This is a genomic window from Listeria marthii, from assembly GCF_014227425.1.
Lineage (GTDB): Bacteria > Bacillota > Bacilli > Lactobacillales > Listeriaceae > Listeria > Listeria marthii.
Map to the genome: position 1 here is coordinate 269,720 of NZ_JAASWB010000004.1, position 25,716 is coordinate 295,435.

At 38.5% G+C, this 25,716-nt stretch carries 30 protein-coding genes; 23 read left to right on the plus strand and 7 right to left on the minus strand.

Annotated elements, in window-relative coordinates:
* The first annotated feature begins 12 nt into the window (after nt 1-12).
* The 18 genes from HCJ55_RS09020 (at nt 13) to HCJ55_RS09105 (ending at nt 13,109) form a co-directional block, all read left to right on the plus strand.
* Nucleotides 13-459 (plus strand): PTS sugar transporter subunit IIA, encoded by a 447-nt coding sequence (locus HCJ55_RS09020; protein WP_185517845.1) that lies wholly within the window; start codon nt 13-15, stop codon nt 457-459.
* A gap of 24 nt (nt 460-483) precedes the next feature.
* A complete protein-coding gene (locus tag HCJ55_RS09025) occupies nt 484-1,389 on the plus strand; it encodes an ROK family protein (RefSeq protein WP_185517846.1) in 906 nt (301 codons plus the stop codon).
* Nucleotides 1,373-2,179: a MurR/RpiR family transcriptional regulator gene (locus HCJ55_RS09030; RefSeq protein ID WP_185517848.1), complete on the plus strand. Its 807-nt coding sequence runs from the start codon at nt 1,373-1,375 to the stop codon at nt 2,177-2,179. The genes HCJ55_RS09025 and HCJ55_RS09030 overlap by 17 nt, the downstream gene beginning before the upstream one ends.
* 179 nt (nt 2,180-2,358) lie before the next feature.
* Nucleotides 2,359-3,231 (plus strand): nucleoid occlusion protein, encoded by an 873-nt coding sequence (gene noc / locus HCJ55_RS09035; RefSeq protein ID WP_008949012.1) that lies wholly within the window; start codon nt 2,359-2,361, stop codon nt 3,229-3,231.
* A gap of 12 nt (nt 3,232-3,243) precedes the next feature.
* Nucleotides 3,244-3,543: a hypothetical protein gene (locus tag HCJ55_RS09040; protein ID WP_185517851.1), complete on the plus strand. Its 300-nt coding sequence runs from the start codon at nt 3,244-3,246 to the stop codon at nt 3,541-3,543.
* Nucleotides 3,544-3,701: 158 nt separating this feature from the next.
* Complete coding sequence (locus HCJ55_RS09045) at nt 3,702-4,460, plus strand: helix-turn-helix domain-containing protein (protein WP_185502830.1); 759 nt, start codon at nt 3,702-3,704, stop codon at nt 4,458-4,460.
* A 224-nt stretch (nt 4,461-4,684) separates the two neighbouring features.
* Nucleotides 4,685-5,446 carry a ParA family protein gene (locus HCJ55_RS09050; RefSeq protein ID WP_008949010.1) on the plus strand — a complete coding sequence of 254 codons (762 nt, stop codon included), beginning with the start codon at nt 4,685-4,687 and terminating at the stop codon, nt 5,444-5,446.
* Entirely contained in the window at nt 5,439-6,290 is an 852-nt protein-coding gene (locus HCJ55_RS09055) for a ParB/RepB/Spo0J family partition protein (RefSeq protein ID WP_185517853.1), read from the plus strand. Before HCJ55_RS09050 ends, HCJ55_RS09055 begins: the two co-directional genes overlap by 8 nt.
* Nucleotides 6,291-6,296: 6 nt before the next feature.
* Nucleotides 6,297-6,503: a DUF951 domain-containing protein gene (locus HCJ55_RS09060; RefSeq protein ID WP_003728659.1), complete on the plus strand. Its 207-nt coding sequence runs from the start codon at nt 6,297-6,299 to the stop codon at nt 6,501-6,503.
* A gap of 145 nt (nt 6,504-6,648) precedes the next feature.
* Nucleotides 6,649-8,115, plus strand: a complete 1,467-nt coding sequence (locus HCJ55_RS09065; RefSeq protein ID WP_185502832.1) for a catalase — start codon at nt 6,649-6,651, stop codon at nt 8,113-8,115.
* A 156-nt stretch (nt 8,116-8,271) separates the two neighbouring features.
* Nucleotides 8,272-9,372, plus strand: a complete 1,101-nt coding sequence (gene ychF, locus HCJ55_RS09070; protein WP_185391803.1) for a redox-regulated ATPase YchF — start codon at nt 8,272-8,274, stop codon at nt 9,370-9,372.
* A gap of 123 nt (nt 9,373-9,495) precedes the next feature.
* Complete coding sequence (locus HCJ55_RS09075) at nt 9,496-9,918, plus strand: DUF4265 domain-containing protein (protein WP_185502833.1); 423 nt, start codon at nt 9,496-9,498, stop codon at nt 9,916-9,918.
* A gap of 165 nt (nt 9,919-10,083) precedes the next feature.
* A complete protein-coding gene (locus tag HCJ55_RS09080; RefSeq protein ID WP_008949007.1) occupies nt 10,084-10,563 on the plus strand; it encodes an SMI1/KNR4 family protein in 480 nt (159 codons plus the stop codon).
* Nucleotides 10,564-10,743: 180 nt separating this feature from the next.
* On the plus strand, nt 10,744-11,253 hold the full coding sequence (locus HCJ55_RS09085) for a hypothetical protein (RefSeq protein ID WP_008949006.1): 510 nt from the start codon (nt 10,744-10,746) through the stop codon (nt 11,251-11,253).
* Nucleotides 11,254-11,356: 103 nt separating this feature from the next.
* A complete protein-coding gene (locus HCJ55_RS09090; RefSeq protein WP_070299120.1) occupies nt 11,357-11,824 on the plus strand; it encodes a hypothetical protein in 468 nt (155 codons plus the stop codon).
* 167 nt (nt 11,825-11,991) lie between these two features.
* A complete protein-coding gene (locus HCJ55_RS09095) occupies nt 11,992-12,207 on the plus strand; it encodes a hypothetical protein (protein WP_012582287.1) in 216 nt (71 codons plus the stop codon).
* A gap of 2 nt (nt 12,208-12,209) precedes the next feature.
* Nucleotides 12,210-12,641, plus strand: a complete 432-nt coding sequence (locus HCJ55_RS09100; RefSeq protein WP_061388201.1) for an SMI1/KNR4 family protein — start codon at nt 12,210-12,212, stop codon at nt 12,639-12,641.
* Between the two features lie 36 nt (nt 12,642-12,677).
* Nucleotides 12,678-13,109, plus strand: a complete 432-nt coding sequence (locus HCJ55_RS09105; protein WP_185517855.1) for a hypothetical protein — start codon at nt 12,678-12,680, stop codon at nt 13,107-13,109.
* Nucleotides 13,110-13,172: 63 nt separating this feature from the next.
* Here HCJ55_RS09105 and HCJ55_RS09110 read toward each other — a convergent pair whose 3' ends face one another.
* Nucleotides 13,173-14,363, minus strand: coding sequence for a multidrug effflux MFS transporter (locus HCJ55_RS09110; protein WP_185517857.1), 1,191 nt, complete (start codon nt 14,361-14,363; stop codon nt 13,173-13,175).
* 590 nt (nt 14,364-14,953) lie between these two features.
* Here HCJ55_RS09110 and HCJ55_RS09115 point away from each other — a divergent pair.
* On the plus strand, nt 14,954-15,139 hold the full coding sequence (locus HCJ55_RS09115) for a bacteriocin-like WGxF protein (protein WP_185502838.1): 186 nt from the start codon (nt 14,954-14,956) through the stop codon (nt 15,137-15,139).
* A 45-nt stretch (nt 15,140-15,184) separates the two neighbouring features.
* Here the strand turns inward: HCJ55_RS09115 and gshAB are convergent, their stop codons facing one another.
* Nucleotides 15,185-17,515: a bifunctional glutamate--cysteine ligase GshA/glutathione synthetase GshB gene (gene gshAB, locus HCJ55_RS09120; protein ID WP_185517859.1), complete on the minus strand. Its 2,331-nt coding sequence runs from the start codon at nt 17,513-17,515 to the stop codon at nt 15,185-15,187.
* Between the two features lie 168 nt (nt 17,516-17,683).
* Between gshAB and HCJ55_RS09125 the strand changes: the two genes are divergently transcribed.
* From HCJ55_RS09125 to HCJ55_RS09140, 4 genes are all read left to right on the plus strand, one after another.
* The gene (locus HCJ55_RS09125) at nt 17,684-18,571 is read left to right on the plus strand and encodes an ATP-binding cassette domain-containing protein (protein ID WP_185517861.1); all 888 of its coding nucleotides are present in this window, start codon (nt 17,684-17,686) and stop codon (nt 18,569-18,571) included.
* 18 nt (nt 18,572-18,589) lie between these two features.
* On the plus strand, nt 18,590-19,720 hold the full coding sequence (locus HCJ55_RS09130; protein ID WP_185502841.1) for a permease: 1,131 nt from the start codon (nt 18,590-18,592) through the stop codon (nt 19,718-19,720).
* Between the two features lie 70 nt (nt 19,721-19,790).
* On the plus strand, nt 19,791-20,453 hold the full coding sequence (locus HCJ55_RS09135; protein ID WP_185502842.1) for a DUF1129 domain-containing protein: 663 nt from the start codon (nt 19,791-19,793) through the stop codon (nt 20,451-20,453).
* Between the two features lie 99 nt (nt 20,454-20,552).
* On the plus strand, nt 20,553-21,287 hold the full coding sequence (locus tag HCJ55_RS09140; RefSeq protein ID WP_003722126.1) for a MurR/RpiR family transcriptional regulator: 735 nt from the start codon (nt 20,553-20,555) through the stop codon (nt 21,285-21,287).
* Nucleotides 21,288-21,326: 39 nt separating this feature from the next.
* On the opposite strand, the gene HCJ55_RS09145 is transcribed toward HCJ55_RS09140, so the two are convergent.
* From HCJ55_RS09145 to HCJ55_RS09165, 5 genes are read right to left on the minus strand one after another with little or no spacing between them, the layout of a single operon-like run.
* Nucleotides 21,327-21,635, minus strand: coding sequence for a PTS sugar transporter subunit IIA (locus HCJ55_RS09145; protein WP_003728639.1), 309 nt, complete (start codon nt 21,633-21,635; stop codon nt 21,327-21,329).
* Nucleotides 21,628-22,512 (minus strand): beta-glucoside kinase, encoded by an 885-nt coding sequence (gene bglK, locus HCJ55_RS09150; protein WP_185517863.1) that lies wholly within the window; start codon nt 22,510-22,512, stop codon nt 21,628-21,630. Before bglK ends, HCJ55_RS09145 begins: the two co-directional genes overlap by 8 nt.
* A gap of 11 nt (nt 22,513-22,523) precedes the next feature.
* Nucleotides 22,524-23,876: a PTS sugar transporter subunit IIC gene (locus HCJ55_RS09155; protein WP_003722123.1), complete on the minus strand. Its 1,353-nt coding sequence runs from the start codon at nt 23,874-23,876 to the stop codon at nt 22,524-22,526.
* 32 nt (nt 23,877-23,908) lie between these two features.
* On the minus strand, nt 23,909-24,211 hold the full coding sequence (locus HCJ55_RS09160) for a PTS sugar transporter subunit IIB (protein WP_003722122.1): 303 nt from the start codon (nt 24,209-24,211) through the stop codon (nt 23,909-23,911).
* A 46-nt stretch (nt 24,212-24,257) separates the two neighbouring features.
* The gene (locus HCJ55_RS09165; RefSeq protein ID WP_185517865.1) at nt 24,258-25,712 is read right to left on the minus strand and encodes a glycoside hydrolase family 1 protein; all 1,455 of its coding nucleotides are present in this window, start codon (nt 25,710-25,712) and stop codon (nt 24,258-24,260) included.
* Nucleotides 25,713-25,716 lie beyond the last annotated feature (4 nt).

The following is a 25,716-nucleotide window of genomic DNA, read 5'->3' on the forward strand; positions in this document are numbered from 1 at the left end:
GGGGGCGCAAGTATGTTGTTAGACCGAGTTACTTTGGAAGATATTGAGGTAAATATTGAAGCAAAAGACTGGCGTGAAGCCATCCAAACATCCGCGAGACTTTTACTAAAGCGCGGTGCCATCAAAGAGAGTTACATCGACGGAATGATTCAAAGTGTAGAAAATAATGGACCATATATAGTGATCGCGAAACATATCGCACTGGCACACACACGACCAGAGTTTGGCGTCATCCACGGTGGCTTAACATTTGCAACACTCGCTGATGGTGTAGCTTTTGGTAGTGAAATGTTTGACCCAGTGAAGCTGATTATTACGCTAGCGGCAACAGATTCAGAAAGCCATTTAGAAGTATTATCGGAGCTTGCTGAAGTGCTCATGGACGAGGAAAAAGTAGCCCGTTTAATCACAGCAATCTCAAGCCAAGCATTTTATGATGAATTAACAAAAGAAGGATAATAATTTCACTAAAGAGGTGAAGAAATGGAAAATTATCTTTGTGTCGACATTGGTGGAACGAGTATCAAATATGCCAAATTTAACCAAGCAGGCGAGCGGGTAAGTGCGCTTGAGTCTTGTGCGACCCCTATAAGCGACGGAGCGAATCAAATCATGCCCGCGCTTATTCGGATTGTCGAACAAGAAAAAATGGATGTAGCAGGTGTCTGTGTGGCTTCTGCGGGCGTCGTTCATCCTGAAAAAGGCAAAATTATTTATGCTGGTTATACGATTCCCGGATATACTGGAACGGAAATAAAAAAAACAATAGAGCATCGTTTTGGTCTTCCGTGCGCAGTGGAAAATGATGTAAATGCGGCCTGTCTCGGCGAGTTTTGGCAAGGTGGAGCACGGGGGCGTGGGAGCGTGCTCTGTTTGACAATCGGAACTGGTATCGGTGGAGCAATGCTGTTAAATGATAAATTAATAAACGGCTATTCTTTTACCGCGTGCGAAGTCGGTTATATGCAGCTGTCACATGGGAAATTTCAAGATGTCGCTTCGACAAAAACATTGATTAAACAAGTAGCCTCGCGAAAAAATATCGATGTAAATGCATTAAATGGACGCCAAGTGATGAAATGGGCCTATGGCGAGGATGCGGATGTGCTGGCCGAAATAGAGCAATGGATTGAGAATTTAGTAGAAGGTGTAGTAAACTTAATCTATATTTTCAACCCAGAAGTGATTGTGCTCGGTGGCGGATTAATGGAAGAAGAGGCGTTCTTTAAACCTCGGATCGAAGCGGCTATTTCAGCTAAATTAATCTCACCGATGTTCGATACAGCAGATCTTACCTTTGCAAAGCTGGGAAATGAAGCGGGGATGATTGGCGCGCTCTATCATTTCTTAAACCAGAAAGAGGTCAAAAAAGATGACGATCTTAAATGAAATTCAACAAAATTACAATCGATTACCGAATAAAGAAAAGCAAATTGCGAAATATATTTTAGAAAAAAGTGATGAACTCAAGAACATTAATATTAAAGAGCTAGCTGAAGAAACCGGTACGTCCATTTCGACAATAACGAGATTTTGCCGCCACGTTCGCTGTGATAGTTTTGTTGATTTGAAAATGCGGGTAAATACAGCAGCAACAATGGTTCCGTCGCTTGGCTACGACGACCTTTTTGAAGAAGTTTATTCGTTTTACCATAAAGTGATTGATAACACGGTCAAGTTGATTGAACCAGCGAAAATCCGTGAAGTGGTGCAGTATATTCAAGCAGCGAAACGGGTCTATATTTGCGGTGTTGGAAGTTCGGGGCTCACTGCCGTGGAGATGTCGCAGCGCCTGATTCGGATGGGGCTGAACGTTATCAGTGTCAACGATCCGCACATGATGATTATCACCAGCTCGATTACGACAAAAGAAGATTTCGTTATCGGTATTTCCAATTCAGGCAACACCCCAGAGCTAGTCACAGCGCTAAAAATTGCCAAGAAAAACAAAAGCAAAGTCGCCACATTTACTAGCTTTGAAAACAGCGAAATGACCGAAATTAGTGACGTGACAATCCCGGTTTATAATACTTTATTCGTAAGCAAACACTACTTCGCCAACAGCCAGTTTTCGATTATGTATGTGATGGATATTATTTCCATGATGCTACTGCAAAATGAGTCTTACCGGGAAAATATGGAAAAAACCATCAATACAGTAACCGATGAATTTCATTAAGATACATTAGAAAAATAGATGGAACTGTGGAATTTTCGCAGCTCGATCTATTTTTTTCGTATGTAAACTGTAGAATAAGCGTGTTTTTCTGTAACATTTCTGCTAAAATAGTTTAAGAGACTTGCGGATAATAGCCTATAGTAAGAAACCCCAAGATTTTCCGGAAAGGAAGGACCCAGATGCCTTTTTCACGTTTATTTGGAAAAAAAGATAAGAATCAAGTAGATGATATCGATAATGATAATAAAGTAGCAGAAGAAGAGGTACAGCGCGTACAAGAACTTCCTACAGATAAAATTTTCCCGAACCAATTCCAACCACGGACAGTATTTGATCAAGATAAGATTGATGAGCTTGCTCGAACTATCCGAATTCACGGTGTTATACAGCCGATTGTGGTTAGAGAAATGGAACCAGATTCTTATGAAATCATTGCAGGAGAGCGCCGTTTTCGTGCCGTGCTTTCTTTAGAATTGGAAAAAATCCCAGCAATTATTCAAAATTTAGATGATGAAGAAGTAGCTGCGATTGCGTTAATTGAAAACTTACAACGTGAGGAATTAACACCAATTGAAGAAGCAAAAGCATACCGGAGCTTGCTGGACATGCAAGAAGTCACACAAGAAGCACTTGCGCAGCGTGTTGGCAAAAGCCAATCTGCCATTGCAAACAAAATGCGTCTTCTAAAACTACCAGAAACAATTCAAGATGCCGTTCTTAACAAACAAATTTCGGAGCGCCATGCTCGTTCGTTACTAGCTTTAGAAACGGAAGCGCAACAAGTGGCTCTTTTAGCTGAAATAGAAGAAAATCACTGGAACGTCAAACAAACCGAAGCAAGAATTCAAGAAATTTTAGGCGTGAAAAAACCAGAAGCACCGAAAAAACCAAAACCAAAACGCCAAGCTATTAGTCGTGACGTGCGCATCGCCATGAACACGATTAAACAGTCGGTGACAATGGTTAAAGATAACGGAATGGACCTAGATTTCACCGAAGAAGAAACAGATGATTTTTATCAAATTACCATTCAAATTCCTAAAAAGAAGTAAAGAGGTGTAACAGTGAGGTTTTTGAAGATAATTGGCCATGCAATCGGGATTATTAGCTCCTTCATGGTGCTGCCATCCCTAGCAATAGCAATCACTAGCGCTATCATGAGCTTGAACCCAATATACATTACATACTTTTTCACCAGCCCTTACGTACGAGCAGTTGCCGTAGCAGAAGAGGCTGGCTGGGGAAGTGGCTTTAATATTTTACTAACGAATTATGGCGCGTATATCATCGCTTTTGCATATACTTTCTTTGCAATAGTGAAGATTTATGGTTGGTACCAAATAGCTAAAGAAGCAAAAAAATAGACGTGAAACCCTACTTAGCGAAGTGGGGTTTTTATTTTTTAATTGCCAATCAACTCAAATTGAGTGATATGGCTTTATTTCTTAAAAATTAGAGAAAATAAGTGCAATTTTGAACAGAAAAAAGTACAATAGAATTAGGTAAAGTTGTAAAGGAGGGAGTGATTCACTCAACTCTGGGTGGAATCACGAAACGAATGGCAAAAATCATTTTTGTGAAAGACGAACAAAATGAGTTCCAAGCTTATGATTTCTTACAAAATTTAATTGTGGAAGAACCACTCATGGCCACTTTAGTATTCCAAGGCCTACTACAATTAGAAACAGCAGAAACAAGAAAACTTAGTACTGGGAAGCAAATTCTCCCCGATGTGCATTTAATCATCGGTAAAAGTCAAGCTTATTCACTGCAAACCACTCGTATAGAAACAACTGTAGACCAACCAATTCAAGAGATGAAAGCACATTTTAAAGATAAAAATTGTCGTTTAATTTACTTCACTGCATTTAGTGGAGATGAAACATATTATTGCTTCGTTAAAGGCTATTTTAAGGATAAAAATCCATTTACAGATCAAATGGGCTCTTATCGCGAGGAAGTAAAACGCGTATTCTTGCGCCGTATCGAAGCTGAAACAAGCATTGGCAACTCAGAGTATCAATTTGAAACACTGAAAAATAAAGCATTAGAAAATGAAGGCATTGCTCATTACTTAGATAGTTTTTCCGCAAGCCTTGGTAAATATATTTTTGCTAAACGAATGGAGAAAAAATGGTCGCAATTAGATTTAGCACTTAAATCAGATTTATCTCCTGTTATTATTGGTCGTTTAGAAGCTGGAGATCCAGATTTAACTCTTAGAATGTATCAGAAAGTCTGCACAGTTCTAGGGGTTAAAGCAACTTTTTCAGTAGAGTGAAGATAGAAAAGTAATCAGCTTAGGTTGGTTGCTTTTTTTGTTTTAAAATGTTTCACGTGAAACATTTCTAGTTTTTCAAAACATTATTTTCATCATTTTTCGGCTTTCAAAACACGAATTTCAATTTATTTTTACTTTTTGTAAGACTAAATGAAAATCTTTTGGTAGAATAGAAGATAAAAGAACCGGAAATCTCGGTACAAAATAAGGGTTGGTGAAAAAGATTGAGCAAAGTGATTGCACTAGCAAACCAAAAAGGTGGGGTTGGTAAAACGACATCATCCGTTAATTTAAGCTCTAGCCTAGCTTTTTTAGGTAAAAAAGTATTACTAGTTGATATTGACCCACAAGGTAATGCGTCAAGTGGGGTTGGTGTTAACAAAGGTGAAATTGAACATTGTATTTATGATGTACTAGTTGACGATGTAGCCATTCAAGATGTGTTGCAAAAAACAGACTTAGATAATTTAAATGTTATTCCAGCTACAATTCAACTTGCGGGTGCTGAAGTAGAGCTAGTTCCAGCTATCTCACGTGAAATTAGATTGAAAAAAGCAATCGACTCAATCCGTGATGATTATGACTATGTAATTATTGATTGTCCACCATCACTTGGGCTTTTGACTTTAAATGCATTAACAGCAGCGGACTCGGTTTTAATTCCAGTCCAATGCGAATATTATGCGCTAGAAGGTCTAAGCCAGCTTTTAAACACAATTAGAATCGTTCAAAAACATCTTAATGAAGATTTACAAATTGAAGGTGTTTTACTAACAATGCTTGATGCCAGAACAAATTTGGGCATTCAAGTAATAGAAGAAGTGAAAAAATACTTCCAAAATAAAGTATTTAGTACCATCATTCCACGTAATGTACGCCTAAGTGAAGCACCTAGTCATGGAAAACCGATTTTGCTATATGATGCAAAATCGAAAGGTGCAGAAGTTTATTTAGAATTAGCAAAGGAAGTGGTTGCACATGGCTAAAGGTCTAGGTAAAGGAATCAATGCACTATTTAATAATGTTGATGCCAACGAAGAAACAGTTCAAAATATCGCAATAAAAGAAATTAAGCCTAACCCATACCAACCACGTAAAATCTTTGATGCAAAAGCAATCAATGAATTACGTGATTCCATTAAAATTCACGGCGTTTTACAGCCAATTATTTTAAGAAATACGGAAAAAGGATATGAAATTGTTGTAGGCGAACGTAGATATCGTGCAGCAAAAGAGGCTAAATTAAAAGAGATTCCAGCAGTTGTTCGTGACTTGACAGAAGAAGAAATGATGGAGCTTTCTGTTATCGAAAACTTACAACGTGAAGATTTATCTCCGTTAGAAGAAGCTGAATCATATCAGTTCCTTATGAAGAAATTAGGCTTAACACAAGCGAAATTAGCAGAACGAGTTGGGAAAAGCCGACCATATATCGCTAACTTTGTTCGTTTGTTGACATTGCCAGAAGAAGTGCAAGTAATGTTGCGAGATGGTTCATTATCAGCTGGACATGGCCGTGTATTGCTAGGATTGAAACTCAAGAAAAACATCATACCAACTGCGAAAAAGGCTGTGGCGCAAGGCTTAACAGTTCGCCAATTAGAAGATGTTATAAACAATCTAAACGAAAATGTTTCACGTGAAACAATTAAACCAGCTAGAGTGCCTATCTTTATCCGTGAAAGCGAAAGCCAATTACGTGATAAATTTGGTACGGCAGTTTCGATTAAACGTCGCGACAAAAAAGGTAAAATTGAAATTGAATTTTTATCAGATGATGATTTAGATCGCATTTTAGAGATTTTAGATATTCAGTTTGATGATGAATAGGTTGTGATGTTTATGGAAAAAAAGCATTTCGATTTGAATGATGTTGTAGAAATGAAAAAGCCTCATCCATGTGGTACCAATCGATTTAAGATTATCCGCATGGGTATGGATATTCGAATTAAGTGTGAAGGTTGTGGGCATAGCGTCATGATTCCACGCCGAGAATTCGAGCGAAAAGTGAAGAAGATTTTAGTTAAAGCAGAACAAGAATAAAGAACAGGCGATTAATTAGTCGCCTGTTCTTTTTTTATAAGCCTTTTAGTTGAAGTTTAGCTGTTCCTTCTTTAGAATATAAATAGTATCATTTAATAATTATTATAAACAAAATGATATATTATTTTTATGGAGGTATATACATATGACAGATAGAAAGAATTTAACGACGAATCAAGGTGTGCCAGTCGGTGATAACCAAAATTCGATGACGGCGGGGCTTAAAGGACCAACTTTGCTAGAAGATTATGTGCTTATTGAAAAATTGGCGCATTTTGATAGAGAACGGGTGCCAGAGCGGGTTGTACATGCTCGGGGTGCTGGTGCGCACGGGAAATTTGTTACTAAAAAGAGCATGAAAAAATATACAATGGCTAATTTTTTACAAGAAGAAGGGGCGGAAACAGAGGTTTTTGTTCGTTTCTCAACAGTAATTCATGGTCAACATTCTCCGGAAACTTTGCGTGATCCACGTGGGTTCTCGGTTAAGTTTTATACGGAAGAGGGAAATTATGATTTTGTTGGCAATAATTTACCAGTATTCTTCATCCGTGATGCGATCAAGTTCCCGGACGTTATTCACTCTTTGAAGCCGGATCCGCGCACGAATATTCAAGATGGCAATCGTTACTGGGACTTCTTTAGCTTAACCCCAGAAGCTACAACGATGATTATGTACTTGTTCAGTGATGAGGGAACTCCGGCATCTTATCGCGAAATTCGCGGTTCTAGTGTGCATGCCTTTAAATGGATTAATGAAGAAGGAAAAACAGTCTATGTAAAATTACGCTGGGTTCCAAAAGCAGGCATTGTCAACCTTTCAACGGAGCAAGCTTCACAAATTCAAGCAAAAGAATTCAACCATGCAAGCCGTGATTTGTATGAAGCGATTGAAAATGGAGATTATCCGGAGTGGGATTTATTTGTGCAAGTGTTGGATCCGAAAGACTTGGATAACTTTGATTTTAATCCGCTAGACGCAACAAAAGACTGGTTTGAAGATGTCTTCCCGTATGAGCACGTAGGAACGATGACGCTTGACCGCAATCCAGATAACATTTTTGCGGAAACAGAGTCAGTTGGTTTTAATCCTGGTGTACTTGTGCGCGGAATGCTTCCTTCTGAGGACCGTTTGTTGCAAGGGCGTTTATTCTCTTACTCAGATACGCAAAGACACCGCGTGGGACCGAACTACTTGCAACTGCCAATCAATAGCCCGAAAGCGCCTGTTGCGAACAACCAACGTGATGGTCATATGCCGTTTAAACAACAAACGAGCTCGATTAATTATGAGCCAAATAGTTATGATACAGAACCGAAAGAAAACCCAGCGTTTATCGAACCGGAACAAGAAATTCGTGGTGATATTGCTGGCCGCCTGATTGCGGAAAAACCAAATAATTTTGGACATGCAAAAGAAGTGTGGGATCGTTATTCAGATGCAGAACGTGCGGCGCTTGTGAAAAATATTGTCGACGATTGGTCTGGCGTGCGTGATGATATTAAAATTCGCAACTTGCGTAACTTCTATCAAGTAGAGCCTGAATTCGCTAGTCGAGTGGCTGCGGGAACTGGTATTAATCTTGAAGAACATGTAGCAGATTTAAAATAAGTTCATTTAAAACGGAAATCCTTTGTTATTTAAAGGGTTTTCGTTTTTTGGTGGGTGGCTTTTTGTGTGAAAAACCTTTATAATATACGTTAGTGAAAAAATGTCTAATTGATGGGCATTTTTAAAATGAAGTTAATGAAAAGGAGTTTATATATAATGGCACTTACAGCTGGTATTGTCGGGCTTCCTAATGTTGGGAAATCGACACTTTTTAATGCAATCACAAAAGCAGGAGCAGAGGCTGCGAATTATCCGTTTGCAACGATTGACCCGAACGTAGGAATTGTTGAAGTTCCTGACCAAAGATTAAACAAACTAACAGAACTTGTAAAACCGAAAAAAACTGTTCCAACTACTTTTGAATTTACAGATATCGCCGGAATTGTAAAAGGTGCTAGTAAAGGTGAAGGGCTTGGGAACAAATTCTTATCCCATATTCGCCAAGTAGATGCAATTTGTCATGTTACTCGTTGTTTTGACGACGAAAACATTACTCACGTAGAAGGCCGAGTAGACCCGCTAGACGATATTTCTACAATCAACTTGGAACTTATCTTAGCGGATTTAGAAACGGTAGAGAAGCGTATTGGACGCGTTGAGAAGCTTTCTAAACAAAAAGATAAAGATGCGGTTGCAGAATATAACGTTTTAGTTAAATTACGTGAAGCATTTGAAAATGACAAGCCAGCTCGCGCGATTGAATTTAACGAAGACGAAGATAAAATCGTCCGCAATCTTTTCTTACTTACAAGAAAACCAGTTTTATATGTGGCAAATGTAAGTGAAGAAGACGTTTCTAACCCGGACGACAATAAATACGTACAACAAGTACGCGAATTCGCTGCAGCTGAAAACTCCGAAGTTATCGTGGTTTGTGCTCGTGCCGAAGAAGAAATCGCTGAACTTGAAGACGAAGATAAGCTTGAGTTTTTAGAAGCGCTTGGAATTGAAGAATCTGGTTTAGATCAATTGATTCGTTCCGCGTACACATTGCTTGGCTTAGCGACTTACTTCACAGCAGGCGTTCAAGAAGTTCGCGCTTGGACATTCATCAAAGGTATGAAAGCTCCACAATGTGCTGGGATTATCCATACTGACTTCGAACGCGGTTTCATTCGTGCAGAAGTAGTTGCATATGATGCTTTGCTTGAACACGGCTCAGAACAAGCAGCCAAAGAAGCAGGTAAAGTACGCTTAGAAGGTAAAGAATACGAAATGAAAGATGGAGATGTTGTTCATTTCCGCTTTAACGTTTAATATGTTTCACGTGAAACAATCTTTTGACGAGCGAGGATGTCAAAAGATTGTTTTTTATTAGTTCCCATTAATGCTATACTTAAGAATATAAACAACTGATTTATTAGAAAGATGGTAATTACTATGGAAAAAATATTTTTTAATCTAGATGTTGTAGAAGGCTATCCGCCTGTATATACCGAGAGCTTGTGGGCAGAGAAATTATCATCAGGGAACTATAAGATAAAAAATATTCCTTTTTACGCTAAGGAAGTTTCACTTAATGATGTGGTTTCAATTAGAGTGGGGCCTGATGCTGAATTTTTATTTCATAAAATAGTTCGATATAGTGGCAATAGCACGATTCGAATCGTATTTTTTGATGAGAACGTGATAAAGAGGAGCTTAAATAAACTAGTGAAATTGGGATGTTCTTGGGAATGCATGAATGAGACGTTTTATTCAGTTAATATTCCAGCAGGTCCTAGTTTTAAGAAGGTAATCAAATATCTTGAAAAGGCTTGTATTCAAGAGGAATTAGATTATGAATATGGTAAATTAGAATGATTAATTGAGAAGTAAGGTTTCACGTGAAACAATCTTTTGACGAGTGAGTATGTCAAAAGATTGTTTTTTTTATGGGATTAGTCATAAATAAGTCCTACAAACGCCTAGGGTGATATAATAAAGTATCTTAATGTTAAAAAATAAAAAGCCTATGGGAGTGTAACTATGATGACTAGTAGTTTTATTGAGGAAGTAGAAAGACTAATGATTCTAAGCGAAACAACCTATCAATTTAGTGGGACAGGAACGCCTGAATTAATTGAAGTTTATCAGGACTCTTTAGGGAATGAGTTTCCGGAGTCATATAAGGTTTTTTTAGAAAAATATGGAACATTAACTTTTAATGGTGAATCTTTTTACGGCATATCTAAAAGGGGATTAAGCGCTGCATCTATCCCGGATGTTAGATTTGCAACGGAGCAGGCGCGCGCACTTGGGGATATAAATAAAGAACTGATTATGATAAAAAATTCAGGCTATGGATCGGTATTTTCTATCGACACTTCGACGATTGGAGATGCGGGTGAGGCCGTGATAGTTGAAACGCAATTATCATTCAAACACAATGCCGAGAAGCGGATTGTAGCAGATAATTTTGGCGAGTTTCTACTAGTGGAAATAGAAGAATCTTTAACCGGTTTTTGATGTAAATGAGGGGACATTAAAAAGTTTCATGTGAAACATTTGCGCAATATAGCTATTTTGTCAAGTGCGTATTGGCTATTTTCTTAGGCATATGTCGTAATTAATTCACAAAATGTACAATTTGCGTAGAGCTTAATAATGCTATAATTAACTATAAATCTTATTATAGGAGTGTTTTGTTTGGTACAGTTAATTTTTATAGCACTTTTTATTGTTCTAATCGTACTTATGCCGAAGAATAATAAAGAAGAAGTAAAAGCAGCACATTTGCTAATTGATAAATATGGTATTCAAGTTGCGAAGAAAAAAAATCCAATTCGCCAAATGGCCTTGTTAGAAAAGGCACTAGGTATTTCTACTTATGGACGCGACCGTAAGAAAACGTTCATTTTTGTTGGAGGATTCTTTGTTGGAGCAGGAATTTTAGGTTATATAATTTATTTCTTTATAATGAGTAATAACGTAATGGCTATAATAGTTTCAGGAATTATTGTGACGCTATATTTAATCGCAGGTATTGTAGTTATGTTTGTTATGACAGTTCGTCAAGCATCTTCATTACGTACAGATTCATGGGCTAAAATTTTAATTACGGTTGACCCTCAGTTCCCAATTGAATTCCTAAACGAGAAAAAATGGCAAAAAGCCTTCCTTGCTCAAATGGAAAGCATGAACGAACAATTAGCATAAAAAATAAGCACTAGGCTCTTAGGGGTTGGGTGCTTTTTTTGTTATGATAGGTATATGGGGAGAGTTTTTATTCCCTGGGAAATATTAGATATGGGGTGAACAGATGTTAAACGAATTACAAAGAAGATGGCTACAAAACCAACTAATAGGTATAGATGTTATCGTTAAAGACTCTGGACATGTGAAACTGATTGATATTACATATACGCACAATGAAAATTTAATAGATACTTTTAAAAAAGAGTATGTTATTTCATATGGTGTAGATACTGCATTGCCTAAACTATTGCAAGATTATAAGGATCCATGGGCAAATTACCAAATAAATGATCGTATTTCCGTTGATGATCAATTTGTTTTCTGTGGTGAGGGAGAGATGGGTAATGAAGGATTTATTGTCAAAACAGATGCAGATAATCAGATTAATTGGATGCTTTTTTCTACGACATCAAACCCTTTTATCGAACTAACAACCAATAATAATATTGTATATATAAAATCTACAGCAGGATTCTTTATTACTTTAAATGTGAAAACCAATGAAATTTCTATTTTGAATAATTTAAAATAAAAGAGTTACTGGAAACGGAAAGGAGAATTATGATAAAAACCTACTATTTAGAATATGGCAGTAATTATTCAAAAGAGGAAATACGTAGTTTTCTTGATACGAGATGGGATATAGTATGCACAGAAAATGATAGTTCGTACTTCGGTGTTTATTTTCGATATAGGGGAATGCATGCGGATGAATTAAAGATAACGGATAATTATTTACACTCAAATGAATGGTTGAATGAAGAACATAAGCAGTATGAAACAATTATTAATATGGCGTTCATTGAGGGAAGAAATGCGGATAAATTAAGTAGATATAAGTTCATGAAAAACGTGATGAATCAGCTTAATGTGGCGGAAATAATTCATGACGAGCAGATTGAGCGGGAGGGATAGTATTGGATGTTTTTGAGAAACTAGAAGAATTTTATAAGCAGCATAGTGGTTTGAAGGGGCAACCAGCGACTGAAGAGCAAATACATGAAGCGGAGAAAATACTAGATGCGCAGTTTAATAAGCAATATATTCATTTTATAAAGCAGTTTGGTGGTGCTTTTGGCGGAATAAGTATTCATGCATTTAACAATGGTTCGTTAATTGGAAAAGCGACAGTAATAGATTTAACCCTTAAGTTTAGAAAAATTTATGGAGAAACTATCTCGAAAGAATTAAGCGAGAGTTATGTTGTTTCAGATGATGGTTCAGGAAATCCAATTTTGATGGATACTGCTGGAAAAATAACTATCTATTATCATGACTCTGGAGAAAGTGAATTGTTATATAATTCGCTACAAGAATTGTTGACTTTAACAATGCAGAAAATCATATGAATGTGTGAAAAATAGATTGAGAGGTAGAAGAAATCCATGATACGAATAAATGATTTATGGAATAGAGAAGAATTGCTGATTAAAAATGGTATTCATTTTTCAGATGGTTCGGGGGTGGAGGTGGAGATCAGCTACTATCCCATTCCGGATATCAAAAAGGGTCATTACTTTTCATTTTTGGATGTTTATAAAGCGGATCAAGAAAACATTACAAAAATAGATGTTTTTAAGGAAATTAAGTTATCAAATGGTTTTTACTGTTGTGTTGGTGAGGGAAGTTATGGTTCGGAAGGATTTGTTGCTTATCTTGATGAGAGTAAAAATTTACTTTGGGTTTTATACTCGGAAACTTCCAATCCATTTGTAAATATTATGGAAGAGTGCGAAGGTATCGTAATTGCAGAATCAAGTGCTAATTTTAAAATAAGGTTGGATGTAAACAAGCCAACTAGCTTAAGTTTGAAATAAAACAGGAAACTTCTTTAAGCCACCTTTTTCGAAAATGGTTTTCAAAAGTTTCCTGTTTTTTAGTTAGCTATTTTTTCTAGTTACTGCTTTTATACAAGTAAGTGCAATTAAAAGAAGCACTGTGCAAAACGCTGGAAATACAAGCAGTGATCCTGAGTGTAGGATGCCAATTAAAAACGTACAAATACTGACAATGACATAGTACCCTAAGCTTAAAAAGGCACCAGCCGTACCTGCAACTTCTTGAAATTTCACTAGCGCTAAGCTCAAACAGTTTGGTAATGCCATGCCGATTCCTACCAAGATAATAGAAACGAAAAGAATATACGCTATCACTTGGATTATTAAGGGGAATGCAGAAACTATGCTAAGAGATAGAGTTCCGCCAAGGGCTAACAAAATTCCTTCTGTAATTATCTTTTGGGGCGAGTGCTGTTTTAGGCGCCGGTTGGAAAGCCACGCACCTAATATAGTTGCCGCCGCGACAGCACATCCCATAAAGCCATACTGACTCTGGCTAAAATGGAACTTCTCGATAAATATAGTTGGGGCTTCGGAATAGTAACTAAACAATATTCCGTTAAAAATACCAATTAATACGCCAAACACAACAGTATAGCGGTCGCATACCATTTTTTTACCAATTCCTACCATTTTCTGCACGTTGAAAGAATGAGACGTAACAATAATGGTTTCGGGTAGTCGTTTTAAACTCCAGAATAGCAGGCCCATTCCCATCATTACTAAAAATAAAAATACTACACGAAAGCCGTAATACTGTCCGATAAACCCACCAACTAATGGACCAATTGCTGGCGAAAAGGCTAAGGCAGCTGATATTTTTGCAAATAAATGGTGGCGATCTGTTCCGTGATAGTTGTCGCGTAAAATTGTTTGCGTAGTAACCGAGCCCGTACTAGCACCAAATGCTTGGATAAACCGCCCGATAAAAAGGACAGTAATACTATTAGACATAAGGCAAACCAAACAACCTATAATATAAATAAATAACCCAAAGTTCATTGCTTTTCGTCGACCTAAAAAATCGGAACTAACGCCCCAAAAGAAGACACCAACTGCAAAAGCAAGAAAGTAGATACTTAAAGTCATTTGAGCCAAATTTAATGAGACGCCGTAGCTCGTAGCAATCTCGGTTAAAGAGGGCGTATAAATGGTTTCGCTAATTTGTGGAAATCCCACAAGGCAAACAAGTAATGCTAAATTGATTTTCTTTGTTTTGATGTTTTTTTCCATAAAATTCTCTCCTGAATAAGTTATTTATCTGGGAAAAAAACATCCTTCACAGGGAAATGGTGGGACCATGATTTTAATACGCTCGTAAAAAAGCATGTAGTCACCCCTTTCTATTTTAAACGGAGGTGGTTCCGTTTTTTCGTTAAAGTTCATTGTAGTATATATGGGCGAAAAGATAAAGTGTTGGTGAGTGTTTGAATAAATATACAATGATATTTACATGGTTTCGGTGTTTAAGTGAAAAATTTCAAATATATGTAGTTAAGTTAAGCTGGTATGTGAAACTTTTGTGACTATCAAGCTTGATGCTGAATAGAAACATGTATAATGAGTCGTCTAGTGCTTTTTTTTATTCTGAAAATGAAGGTTTTTAACACGATATGTGTAGAAAATGCACTAAGACACTATAATTTTAGCTATTTATGATAAGAATTAAGTCGTTTATTACGGTTTTGGTTATACATGGTTTGTTAATGTTACAGTAAAGATAACCTTTAACAAAGGATGTGATAATAAATTTTCCATACTAAATATCAAGAAATCTCCGAAAAAGCAGATCGTGTCACTCAAATCCAGAAAGGAGAAATAAAATGAAAATAGTTGGTATTTCTTTGGTGAATAGTGGGCTTATCTTATTTGTTGTTCTTATTCATAAAATTTTATTTAGGATGTTGCTGTTGGGGTATGAGAATTTGTTTGTTTATTGGGGCAGCTTTGTAGGAATTTATTTTGTTTTAAATTTAATTACAAATAAGCTTTTGTTAGCTAGGAATTGAAAAGAACCGTCATCCTCTCGCTTTAAGGAGGATGACGGTTCTTTTTTATTCAAATAAGAAATCTAAAATCTTATCACCAATTTTTTTCTTCTCCCCTTGATACGGGAAGCAGTGCATATGCATCGCGGGATTGAAGTTTAGCTCGATGATAGCATGTTTATCTCGATCAATTGTTTCACGTGGAACAATTATGTCTACGCCGCAAATTTTGGCGTCAAGGACTTGTGTGGCGCGAATAGCTATCTCTTTGAAGTAATCGTCCATTTCTTCGGTATAGTCAATGCTGTCGCCACCTGTGCTGACGTTGGAGTTTTCGCGAAGGTAGATGATTTCTTCTGCTTTTGGAATGCTGTCCCAAGAAAGTTTTTGCATGGAAAGCATGAGTGTTTCTTCTGGGCCAGTACGGATTTTTTCAAGTGGTTTTAAATGATCAGTTCCGCGCAATGGATCGGTGTTTTTTTCTTCAACTAGTTCGCGTACTGTATGGATCCCGTCGCCAGTTACGTTGGCGGGCACGCGTTTTAGTACTGCTTCTACTTTGTCGTTGATGACTAAGAAACGGAACTCGTCGCCAGGAATGAACTCCTCGATAATAACGGAGCTATCATAACTAAATGCGATATTTAAAGCTTCTTGGTAATCTTCAAGTGTGAATTTATTTTTGAAAATGCTGATGCCCCATCCGTAATTGGTGGACTTCGGTTTCACAACGATTTGTTTATCCTCAAATAACGAGAAAGCTTCGAGTGCAAGGGCTTGGTCGCTAAAACTGTCGCCAAATGGGACGCGGATACCGTGTTCTGCGAGTACAAGCTTTGTGACTACTTTGTTTTCCATCATTAAAACGGAGACGTAGTTATCTTTGGACGTTTTGCTGGCTTGTTTAACGTATTCCACGTGGTCGCCTTTTTGGAAGCGGAGGAAGTTTTCTGCTCGGTCTAATACGTCTACTTTAATGCCGCGCGCGATGGCGTCTTTCCAGATGATTTGGGTGGAAAGTTCCATGTCTTCTGCGCCGATTAGTTTGTAGGCTAGTGCTTCGGTTTCTTCCATGTAAGTCTTTGCTTGGTTTAAATGGAAGCCGATGTAGCCTTGTTTGGTTATTTGTTGTTTTACTTGTGCGGCGATTGTTTTTTCAGGGTGTAGCAGACGTTCTTTTTGTTTTTCGATGATTGCTTGGCGCTGGGTGTCTTCTGGCAGTAAGTCTTGGATGAATTCGCTCATCTTGTCGAGTTCTAAAAGTCCGGCATCTGCAAGGGACATTTCTTCGTTATCGCAATTTTTAATGGCTGGTTGTGCAAGGCCGTTAAGCGCGATGGTATTTTCGTTTTCATCGGCTAATTGCTGGTTGTTTGCGCATAGTTCGCGGTCTTCTGAAAGCAAACCTTTGATTAAAAATAGGTGGATAAAGGCAAGTTCATCTTTGGAAATACCGTTTGGCTCCAGCGGGTTTAGGTCAATGGAGCGGATTTCTAAATATTCCACGCCATGCTCCGCTAAACTTTCAACGGTTTGGTCGGTATGAGCATTTTTCAAACGAATTGGGTTGTAAAATTCGCGCATGCTCTCGATTTTGCCTTCTTCGATATAGTTGGAAATGCTGGAAATATAAGCGTCAAATGAATTGTAATTGACGAAAAGCGATTCTTTATTTTTATAGCCAGCGTTACTATTGCGAAGCGAAATGCCGTCACGAAGGGCGCTAGTGCTATCAGGCAAAGCTTCTTCGTTTGCCGTTTTTGTAAAATCGGCAAGGTAGACCGGGCTCGCGCCAGTTAAATAAATGAGTAACCAACGATTTTTCATAAAGTATTTGGCAACTTTTAAATATAGACGGTTTTTAAAGTCTTGCTTGGATTCTTCGGGAAGGCGAATTTCGGCGTAAAGTCCGTCAATTAAAGCTTCCGGGAAGGAGAAATTGTAATGAATTCCGGATAATAATTGGATTTTCTTGCCATAGCCTTTAGCCAAGTGCTCGCGATATTTTCTGTCCGGGCTATCGGGTGTTTTATATTCAGCAATCGGAATATCTTCTTCGGCTGGTAAAATTGGCGGATTACTAGACGGCCAAAGTAGTTCGTTTTTAGCGCGTAAAGAAACGATATTATGAAGGTTTTCAAGCCATTCATAGACAGAGTCGATTGAGTCAGTTACCGGAGTAATCATTTCAATCTGACTTTCCGAAAAATCGGTTTTAATATATGGGTTATCTTCTTTTGGGCCAAAAATAGCTGGATGTGGCGTAAGAGCCAGTTTTCCATCAGAAGTTACGCGAATATTTTCTTTTTCCAAACCAAAATGTCCAGAAAATAAGTGTTTCCGGAGCGTCGGGTTTTCTTTAAAAGAATCGAGCATGGTTGTATCAAGTTTTATCATGTTTTCACCTCAGGGGTTTTAAATAAGTTCATATAGAGATATTTTACCGCAATATGTGAAATTAGTATAATGATTGGTTTCAACTTTCTTTCGTGAATTGATAGAAAGTTTTTAAAAGTGTAGAAAAAATAGTACAGAGCTTATATAATGAGTGAAAGAGGTGGAAAAATGGAAATTCGGAACTTAACTAAAAAGATGGATGATAACTTGGTTTTGAAGGATGTTTCATTTGATTTGAAAGCTGGCGAGGTAACGGCTTTAATTGGTCGAAATGGTGTTGGGAAGACGACATTATTTTCGACGATGACAGGGATTTATTTGCCGGATGAGGGCGATGTTTTCTTAGATGAAAAGAGTATTTTTAAACACCCAGAAGTGAAACAACAACTATTTTTCTTGGAAGATAATATGAATCACTTTAATACATATAGTGTACACACGGTTGTTAAGATTTATAAGCAAATTTATACAACTTTTGATGAAACATTTTTTATGGAGCTAATGAAGCAATTTGAACTACCGATGAAGGCGAAGTTACTGTCTTTTTCAAAGGGACGAAAGGCTTTATTTTTTATTATTTTAGCTTTTTCGCTTAATGTTCGGTATTTGTTGCTGGATGAGCCGATGGACGGGTTAGATATTATTATAAAAAAACAGATTTTGGCGATTATTAAGGATACGGTGAAGAAGCGCGGGACGAGTGTTGTGATTGCGTCTCATCGTTTGGAAGAGCTTGAGGCGATTGCGGATCGGGTGATTGTTCTAAAGGGTGCGAGTGTGGAGCTGGATTACTATTTGGACGATATGCGGACGGATGCGGTGAAAATACAGGTGGCCTTTAAAACGAAAAAAATACCTGAATTTGTGAAGAATAATGCGCAATTATTGTATCGGAATGGGCGGATTTATACACTTTTAGTGACGGAAAATGCAAGTGGTTTTCTGGCTGATTTGCGTTTAGAGGAACCGGTTTTACTGGAAGAAATGTCGATATCGATAGAGGATATTTTCACGGTGCATTTGGCGAATGACAAAATAGATTATTACGAGATATAGCAGGGGGTGAGACTAATAATGTTTAATCGAGGGTTATGGTATCGGGAATGGCGTAATATGAGATGGATGCTTTTGGGAGTGGCGTTACTTTTTTTTCTGGGAATTACTTTAGGCTTAATGTCAGACGCGGACAGATGGCATAGTCAAAAGGACTACTATGAATCGAGTGACTTTATAAAGTTGCAGGAAGAAAATCCAGAATATAAGACTTCTGATGAGGAAATGAAGGCTAGTTTGACGGTCGCTTATTTGTCGGTGCCGATGTACACTAATTTTGTTCAAGAAGAGTTTGTGGAATATATGCCGTTTATGTTTTATTTTCAAGTAGAGATGTTTTTCACGTTGATTAAGGTAAGTGTGTTTATTTTAGGGGTTTTAGCGGTAATATTTGAACGATATACAAGGGCGAATCGATTTACTGCATCGTTGCCTTATAAACGGACCCATATTGTTGGGGTTAAAATGATCATGGGGATAGCGACGATTGCTTTAAGCTACATTGCTTCCATGGGGATTGGTTTGGCTTATTTCTTGTCGCAAGTACCAACAGAATATGTTCAGTTTGATGCAGCGAAATTTTGGGTGGATATTGTTGGTGGGCTATTTACTTACATTGTTATATTTTTAGTGGCGATTTTAATTGGCTTATTGATAGGTTCGCCAATTGCTGCAGCTTTTGTGGCGTTTGGGGTAATGTTACTGCCGAATGTGTTAAATCCTACTTTAGATAATATGTATAACTTTATTTGGCCGCATGCTGGGGATAAAGGGATGTCTAAACTGCTGCGATTTGAGGATTATGTGAATGTATTTTCTCCGTTTTCGTTTGAGTCGGCGTCGTTTGGAGCGGTTATTTTCAGTGTGATATTGAGTGTGCTGATGGTTATAGCTATTTTAATTTTATATAAAAAGCAGCATATTGAACGGAGTGGCTATTTATTTGCTTTCCCGTGGGTTAAATGGCCGTTTTTAGTATTGTTTTCGTTGTTCGTTGGGATGGCTTCGGCTAATTTGGCTGTGACGGATACGGAGCTTGGATTCATTGGTTATCTAGCTTGGGGAATAGGCGCGACGATTGCTAGTTTTATTTTAGCGCTCTACATTTTAAATAAAATGCGTGGCCTTTTCCAGATGTCTAAAACGAATTAAAAAAATAGCTTTTTTATAGTAGGTAAGTCCGGTATAATAGAGGATAGAATGAGTGAGGGAGGATTTAGCATTGACCACAGAAACAGAAACGAATAAACCGCAATTAGCTGAATTAAAAGCTAGTTTAACAAAGCGGAACTTGCAATATGTTATGGAAGTCGAAAAGCATTTGCGAGAAACTCATTACGGCGCAGAACAACAAGAAGTGATTGTCTATGAAATGAGTGAAAAGATTTTAGCCGAACAGAAAAAAGGCATAACAGCGAGAAAATTATTTAATTTAACACCAACAGAATATGTTGTTTCTTTAGATGTGAAAGCAGCTACGGTTGAGCAAAATACAGACAAATGGTGGCTAGTTCTTGACGGCGGACTCCTTGTACTTGGAGCGATGATGCTGATTTCCGGAATTAGTGCTTATTTCCAAAAAAATGCACAGACTTTAGGAATTATCGTGCTAGTAATCACTGCGGTTGTCGGTGGTTTCGCGATGCTGATCTTACGTAAATACGCATCTAACATGCGCGCTGGTCAAAAAGGTGGAACAATAAAATACTTACTAGTAGCGGTCGGAGTCATTGCGATATGGATGTTTGTAATGACGATTGTACAAGTGACAATTCCTCCAAATATCAATGTAGCGTTAAGTCCGATTGTTAACACAGTTGGTGGTGCAATTATTATTGCCCTACGTTTCTATGTGAAGAAAAAGAAAAATATTCCATCCTTATAAGAAGATGGACACGGACAGGTGACCTAAATTGCATATTGCGAAGCGGTCGCCTGTTTTTATTTCCCGGGAAATACTGATACAGATGAGGTGAATAAACTTATGTTTTCGTATGAAGTGATTAGACAATTTACAGAGACAGAGCATCATTTATACCGTTACATAATGGACAATCGGGACAAAGTTATGTTTATGAGAGTTCGTGAGCTTTCAGAAGTGACACATGTTTCGCCGGCTTCCATCGTTCGTTTTACTAGAAAATTGGGTTGTGAAGGCTTCTCGGAATTTAAAGTGAAGCTAAAACAAGAAGCGACGCGTGAAGTGAAGAAAAAAACGGCGGATACAGTAGAAGTTTTAGAGGAATTCTTTGAACGGACAATGAATCGTGATTATGATCATGTGCTAGATGCGGCGGCGGAAATTATCAATGAAGCTGATTTAGTCGTGTTTTTCGGAATCGGAACCTCAGGGATTTTAGCAGAGTATGGTAGTCGTTTTTTCTCCAATATGAAGAAGCGGACATTTTATATTAAAGATCCATTTTATCCTAACCCGGGAGAGCAATTTAAAAATAAAGCAGTGATGATTATACTTTCTGTGTCAGGCGAAACGGACCAGGTGCTCGAGCAGGCGCAAAATATGCAGCAGTACGGCAGTCGGATTATTAGTATCACCAACACGAGCCACAATACGCTTGCGGGCTTGTCTGATGTTAATATTCCGTATTATGTGACGCAAGAAATGGTCGATAAAACGAATATTACGACGCAAATTCCGGTGCTATTTTTACTGGAAGCGATGGCGAAGAAAAATTATAATCAAGAACAAGAAGAATAATAAAAAGCGTGTAGGTTTTGAGGCCTACACGCTTTTTTATTAGCTTATTTTTTTGTATACATGCACGAACTCAGTGACAACTTCTCTTAATGTTTCTGTTGTGATGAGTAAGTCTTCCGCATGGATTAAAAGTAATTGAATTTCCACTTTTTCACCGGAAGCTTCTTTTTGGATTAGCTTATGATGCTCGTGGTGCCCGTTTGCGAGTGTTTCGCCGCCTTCTTTTAGTTTTGCTTCTGCTTCCTCGAAATTGCCTTCACGAGCCGCACGAAGTCCTTCTAAGTAACTGCTTCTCGCAGAACCAACTTGGCTAATCATGCCAAAAATAACTGTTTCCATTTCATTCATGTCTATTTTCCTCCTGTAAAAAGTGATACACTGCGCCGAGTAGGCCAGCTTGGTTTTTATGTGTTGCTGTTTCAATAATTGTGTCACGCAGTCCAAAGCTCTCCATATGATGCTTTAGCTCCGCGATAAAAGTAGGGCGGCTTGTAATTCCACCACCGATAAAAATGTGCGTTGGATCGAACAGGTAAATTAAATTATAAAGCCCCGTACAAATCCCGGTATAAAACTCAGTAATAAGTCGTTCCGAAACGGCATCTTGCGCATCATAATTAGCAAAAATTTCTTCACCAGTAATCTCTTCCAAAGGGCGCCCAGTAAGTTCCGCGTATTGTCTACGAAGAACAAGCATGGTTGTGGTCTCATTTAGCGTATATTTGCCAGGACGGAAAGCACCAGGACGTTCGCTAAACATATAACCAAACTCGCCAGCCCGGAAACGACCGCCACGAACTAATTCACCATTGGAAAAGATTCCGCCACCAATCCCAGTTCCGATCGTTAAACAAAGAAAATCATCCAAATCTTGTCCTTTACCAAGCCATTTTTCGGCAAGCAGGGCGCAATTGGCGTCATTTTCGATGGCAACAGGAAGTCCGGTTTCCGCTTCAAGCCATTTTTTCAAATTAAAGTTATCAAATCTACGAATAGCGCCGCCCATTGTGATAAGCCCGGTTTTCGGGTTCACATAGCCCGGTGCGCTGACTGCAATGCCCGTCACGTCCGTATTTTCAGCAAGAAACAATTTCATTTCTGCTAAAATTTGGTCGCCGTCGCTACCGCTGATTTCGGCTGATTTTGTTAAAATAATTTCACCATGCGGCAAAACGACCCCCATTTTAAGGGCCGTTCCACCGATATCAAAAGCTGCAATTTTCATTTTGTCACATCCTATTGTTCCGTTGAGGCTGTTGCATTTTTATCCATTGCAGCATCACTCGCGGCAATTTTGTTAGATACAAGTACGAATGGTAGATAAATGACTGTTGCGACGGCTAGACAGAGCAAGCCGACCAGAAGCGCGAGCCAGTTTCCTCCTGTACCAAGGAATGGAATCAGTGGTCCTGGAGTTGTCCAAGGCACTTGATAGGCGACAGGTGGAATAAGTTTTGTTGAGATGAAGAAGTAACCAATTAATGTATTGATTGCTGGTGTAATGATGAAAGGAATAACCATAATTGGGTTTAATACGATTGGTAAACCGAAAATAACTGGTTCGTTGATGTTGAAAATCCCTGGTGCAAGAGAAAGTTTCGCGATATCGCGGTAGTCTGCACGACGGGATGCGATAAAGATAGCAATCAGTAAACCTAGAGTCATACCAGATCCGCCGTAGTTTGCGAATCCGTCATTTAGGCCAGCCCATGTTGCTGGGTAAGGAGCGCCCCAAGCAGAACCGTGTTGTGCTACGTAAGATAAGTTATCTAAGTTTGGTTCAGTGAAAATGGTGTCACGAATAGCCGCAACTGTGTTAGGTCCGTGAATACCAAGAACCCAAAGTAAGTTAGAAACAAGTCCAATGATGATAACAGAGAATACGTTAGTTCCCATATCTTTAAGTGGCGCTTGAATAACTGTGTAAACAAGGTCGTTTAAACCTTCTGGAGCAACTAAAGTGATTAAGTAGTTAATTACAGAGAAAAGAATAGTGATGATGATAACTGGAATTAATACTTTAAAAGAACGAGCAACTGCTGGTGGTACTTGGTCAGGCATTTTAATCATTAAACGAGGGGATCTAGCTAGACGGCTAAATACTTCCCCAGTAATAATCGCTACAATAATAGCAACGAAAAGGCCTTGTGCGCCTAAGAATTTGATTGTCATGTAAGATGCATTGTCAACTACTGTGTAAGGTGTATAAACGATAAAGAATGCACCTATCGAGGTAAGTCCACAGAGTAAATCATCCTGTTTAAAGAAGATGGCGAGATTCCGCGCGACTAAGAATACAATCAGAATCGCCATAATATTGGTCGAACCTTGCATTACCGGCGAAAATACAGCCTGTGCATCTGCTAAATTAGGGAAGATTTTCCCTAGGAATAGAATTTTTGCAATAAAGCCATCTGGTGATAATACTGCGAAGTTAATCAAAGTGATAATTGAACCCGCCATAATTAATGGGAAAACTAAAATAAATGCATCACGAATTGCTGCAATATGGCGCTGCGAGTTCAATTTATTCGCAACTGGTACTAAAACACGTTCCATGCCGTGTTCAAATTTTGACATCATACTCATTTTAAAACCTCCCTATTTTAAATGAAACTCCCTTAACCAATTTCCGCGAAAGCTTTTTCAAGAACGGCTTTCCCGTTTAACATTCCATAATCTTTCATATCAATTACTACAACAGGGATGCGACCTTGTACAAGTTCATCCACTTGCGGTTTTTGGTAACGGACTTGAGGTCCAAGCATAACGATATCCATTTTATCTACTACGTTACTAGCTTCAGATACTGGTAATGCTTCAATTTCAATTTCTTCCCCGATAGAGGTTGCGTGCGCTTTCATTTTTGTAACAAGTAAGCTTGTCGACATTCCGGCCGCACATACAAGTAATATTTTTTTCATTAAGATTTTCCCTCCCAAAATGGTTGAAGCAGAGAGAGAACAAGGCTTATTTGCCCTGTTCTTCTACTAAATTAGCTCCGTTTGCTTCGATTGTCTTTTTATACCAGTAAAAACTGTCTTTTTTATAGCGTTTTAATTCTTTTTCATCATTTTCATCGCGGTCGACATATACGAAACCGTAACGTTTTTGGTAGCCGTTTAACCAGCTTAGTAAATCTGTGAAGCTCCAAGTGCAGTAACCAAGCATCTCTACACCGTCAGTGATTGCTTCTTGGATTGCTAGAGCATGTGCGCGAATGTATTCAATCCGGTACTCATCGTGAATTTTGTGGTCTTCCGTCAAGCTATCATACTCACCAAGACCATTTTCTGTAATCATGATTGGTAATTTATAGCGGTTAGTAATTCTACGTAAGCCAATGCGCAAGCCAGTTGGATCAATGTCCCAGTCCCAATTCGTTTTCTCTAAGTAAGGGTTGTTGGTGTTTTTGTATAACCCCGGTACACCAGTTTCCTCGGAAGTGCCTTTTTCGCCAGTTGTATTCATTTTCCCAGAACCAACGCCGTCTTTCCCATTAAATGCATGAGTCATTGAGCGGTAATAGTTAACTCCCATGAAATCAGGTTTTCCTTTTTTCAGAAGTTCCGTATCGCCTGGTAAGACTTCCGGTGCAAGACCGTGCTCTTCCAGCCAGTTCCAAGTAGCAGTCGGATATTCACCCCATGTGTAAACATCCATCCAGAAATGGGCATTGAATTCTTCGGAGTTTTCAGAAGCTAACACGTTCGCCGGGTTGGCATCGATGGAGTAACTTGGTCCGTAAGCAAAACTTGGGCCAATTTTTCCAGATGTTCCTAGCTCGCGGAATTTAGCAATTGCAGAAGCATTCGCCAAGTTCGCATTGTGATTTGCCGCAAACATACGCTTGTCGTCAGAAACGCCAGGTGGGTGATACGCTAATTTGTAACCGTGTGAGATAAATACGTTTTGTTCATTAAGTGTTACCCAGTATTTAACTCGTCCGTTAAAGCGTTCGAATAGAAGGGCAGCGTAAGTAGTGAAATCTTCTACGACTTTGCGCGATTCCCATCCACCATATTCGTCTTGAAGCCCTTGCGGAATATCCCAGTGGTAAAGTGTAACAACTGGCTCAATTCCATAAGAAAGAAGTTCATCAATCAAATTATCATAGAACTTAAGTCCAGCTTCGTTAACTTCCCCGTTACCATGCGGGATAACGCGACTCCATGCGACAGAGAAACGATATGCTTTTAGGCCCTGTTCAGCCATTAGCGCGACATCTTCTTTATAACGATGGTAATTATCCACCGCTACGTCTCCGTTTGTTTCTTTGAATGTTGTTCCAGGAATACGAACAAATTCATCCCATACAGATGGTCCTTTGCCATCCTCATCCCAGGCACCTTCTACTTGGTACGCTGCAGAAGCTGATCCCCATAGAAAATCTTTTGGGAAAGGTTTCAACTTATTATGTTCCATTATG

Coding starts and splice junctions, on each gene's coding strand:
- HCJ55_RS09115 (WP_185502838.1), top strand. CDS start 14,954: ATGAAAATAGTTGGTATTTCTTTGGTGAATAGTGGGCTTATCTTATTT.
- HCJ55_RS09065 (WP_185502832.1), top strand. CDS start 6,649: ATGACAGATAGAAAGAATTTAACGACGAATCAAGGTGTGCCAGTCGGT.
- HCJ55_RS09110 (WP_185517857.1), bottom strand. CDS start 14,363: ATGGAAAAAAACATCAAAACAAAGAAAATCAATTTAGCATTACTTGTT.
- HCJ55_RS09140 (WP_003722126.1), top strand. CDS start 20,553: ATGTTTTCGTATGAAGTGATTAGACAATTTACAGAGACAGAGCATCAT.
- HCJ55_RS09020 (WP_185517845.1), top strand. CDS start 13: ATGTTGTTAGACCGAGTTACTTTGGAAGATATTGAGGTAAATATTGAA.
- HCJ55_RS09165 (WP_185517865.1), bottom strand. CDS start 25,712: ATGGAACATAATAAGTTGAAACCTTTCCCAAAAGATTTTCTATGGGGA.
- noc (WP_008949012.1), top strand. CDS start 2,359: ATGCCTTTTTCACGTTTATTTGGAAAAAAAGATAAGAATCAAGTAGAT.
- gshAB (WP_185517859.1), bottom strand. CDS start 17,515: ATGATAAAACTTGATACAACCATGCTCGATTCTTTTAAAGAAAACCCG.
- HCJ55_RS09105 (WP_185517855.1), top strand. CDS start 12,678: ATGATACGAATAAATGATTTATGGAATAGAGAAGAATTGCTGATTAAA.
- ychF (WP_185391803.1), top strand. CDS start 8,272: ATGGCACTTACAGCTGGTATTGTCGGGCTTCCTAATGTTGGGAAATCG.
- HCJ55_RS09155 (WP_003722123.1), bottom strand. CDS start 23,876: ATGAGTATGATGTCAAAATTTGAACACGGCATGGAACGTGTTTTAGTA.
- HCJ55_RS09055 (WP_185517853.1), top strand. CDS start 5,439: ATGGCTAAAGGTCTAGGTAAAGGAATCAATGCACTATTTAATAATGTT.
- HCJ55_RS09160 (WP_003722122.1), bottom strand. CDS start 24,211: ATGAAAAAAATATTACTTGTATGTGCGGCCGGAATGTCGACAAGCTTA.
- HCJ55_RS09095 (WP_012582287.1), top strand. CDS start 11,992: ATGCATGCGGATGAATTAAAGATAACGGATAATTATTTACACTCAAAT.
- HCJ55_RS09025 (WP_185517846.1), top strand. CDS start 484: ATGGAAAATTATCTTTGTGTCGACATTGGTGGAACGAGTATCAAATAT.
- HCJ55_RS09060 (WP_003728659.1), top strand. CDS start 6,297: ATGTTTATGGAAAAAAAGCATTTCGATTTGAATGATGTTGTAGAAATG.
- HCJ55_RS09130 (WP_185502841.1), top strand. CDS start 18,590: ATGTTTAATCGAGGGTTATGGTATCGGGAATGGCGTAATATGAGATGG.
- HCJ55_RS09030 (WP_185517848.1), top strand. CDS start 1,373: ATGACGATCTTAAATGAAATTCAACAAAATTACAATCGATTACCGAAT.
- HCJ55_RS09145 (WP_003728639.1), bottom strand. CDS start 21,635: ATGAATGAAATGGAAACAGTTATTTTTGGCATGATTAGCCAAGTTGGT.
- HCJ55_RS09075 (WP_185502833.1), top strand. CDS start 9,496: ATGGAAAAAATATTTTTTAATCTAGATGTTGTAGAAGGCTATCCGCCT.
- HCJ55_RS09080 (WP_008949007.1), top strand. CDS start 10,084: ATGATGACTAGTAGTTTTATTGAGGAAGTAGAAAGACTAATGATTCTA.
- HCJ55_RS09125 (WP_185517861.1), top strand. CDS start 17,684: ATGGAAATTCGGAACTTAACTAAAAAGATGGATGATAACTTGGTTTTG.
- bglK (WP_185517863.1), bottom strand. CDS start 22,512: ATGAAAATTGCAGCTTTTGATATCGGTGGAACGGCCCTTAAAATGGGG.
- HCJ55_RS09090 (WP_070299120.1), top strand. CDS start 11,357: ATGTTAAACGAATTACAAAGAAGATGGCTACAAAACCAACTAATAGGT.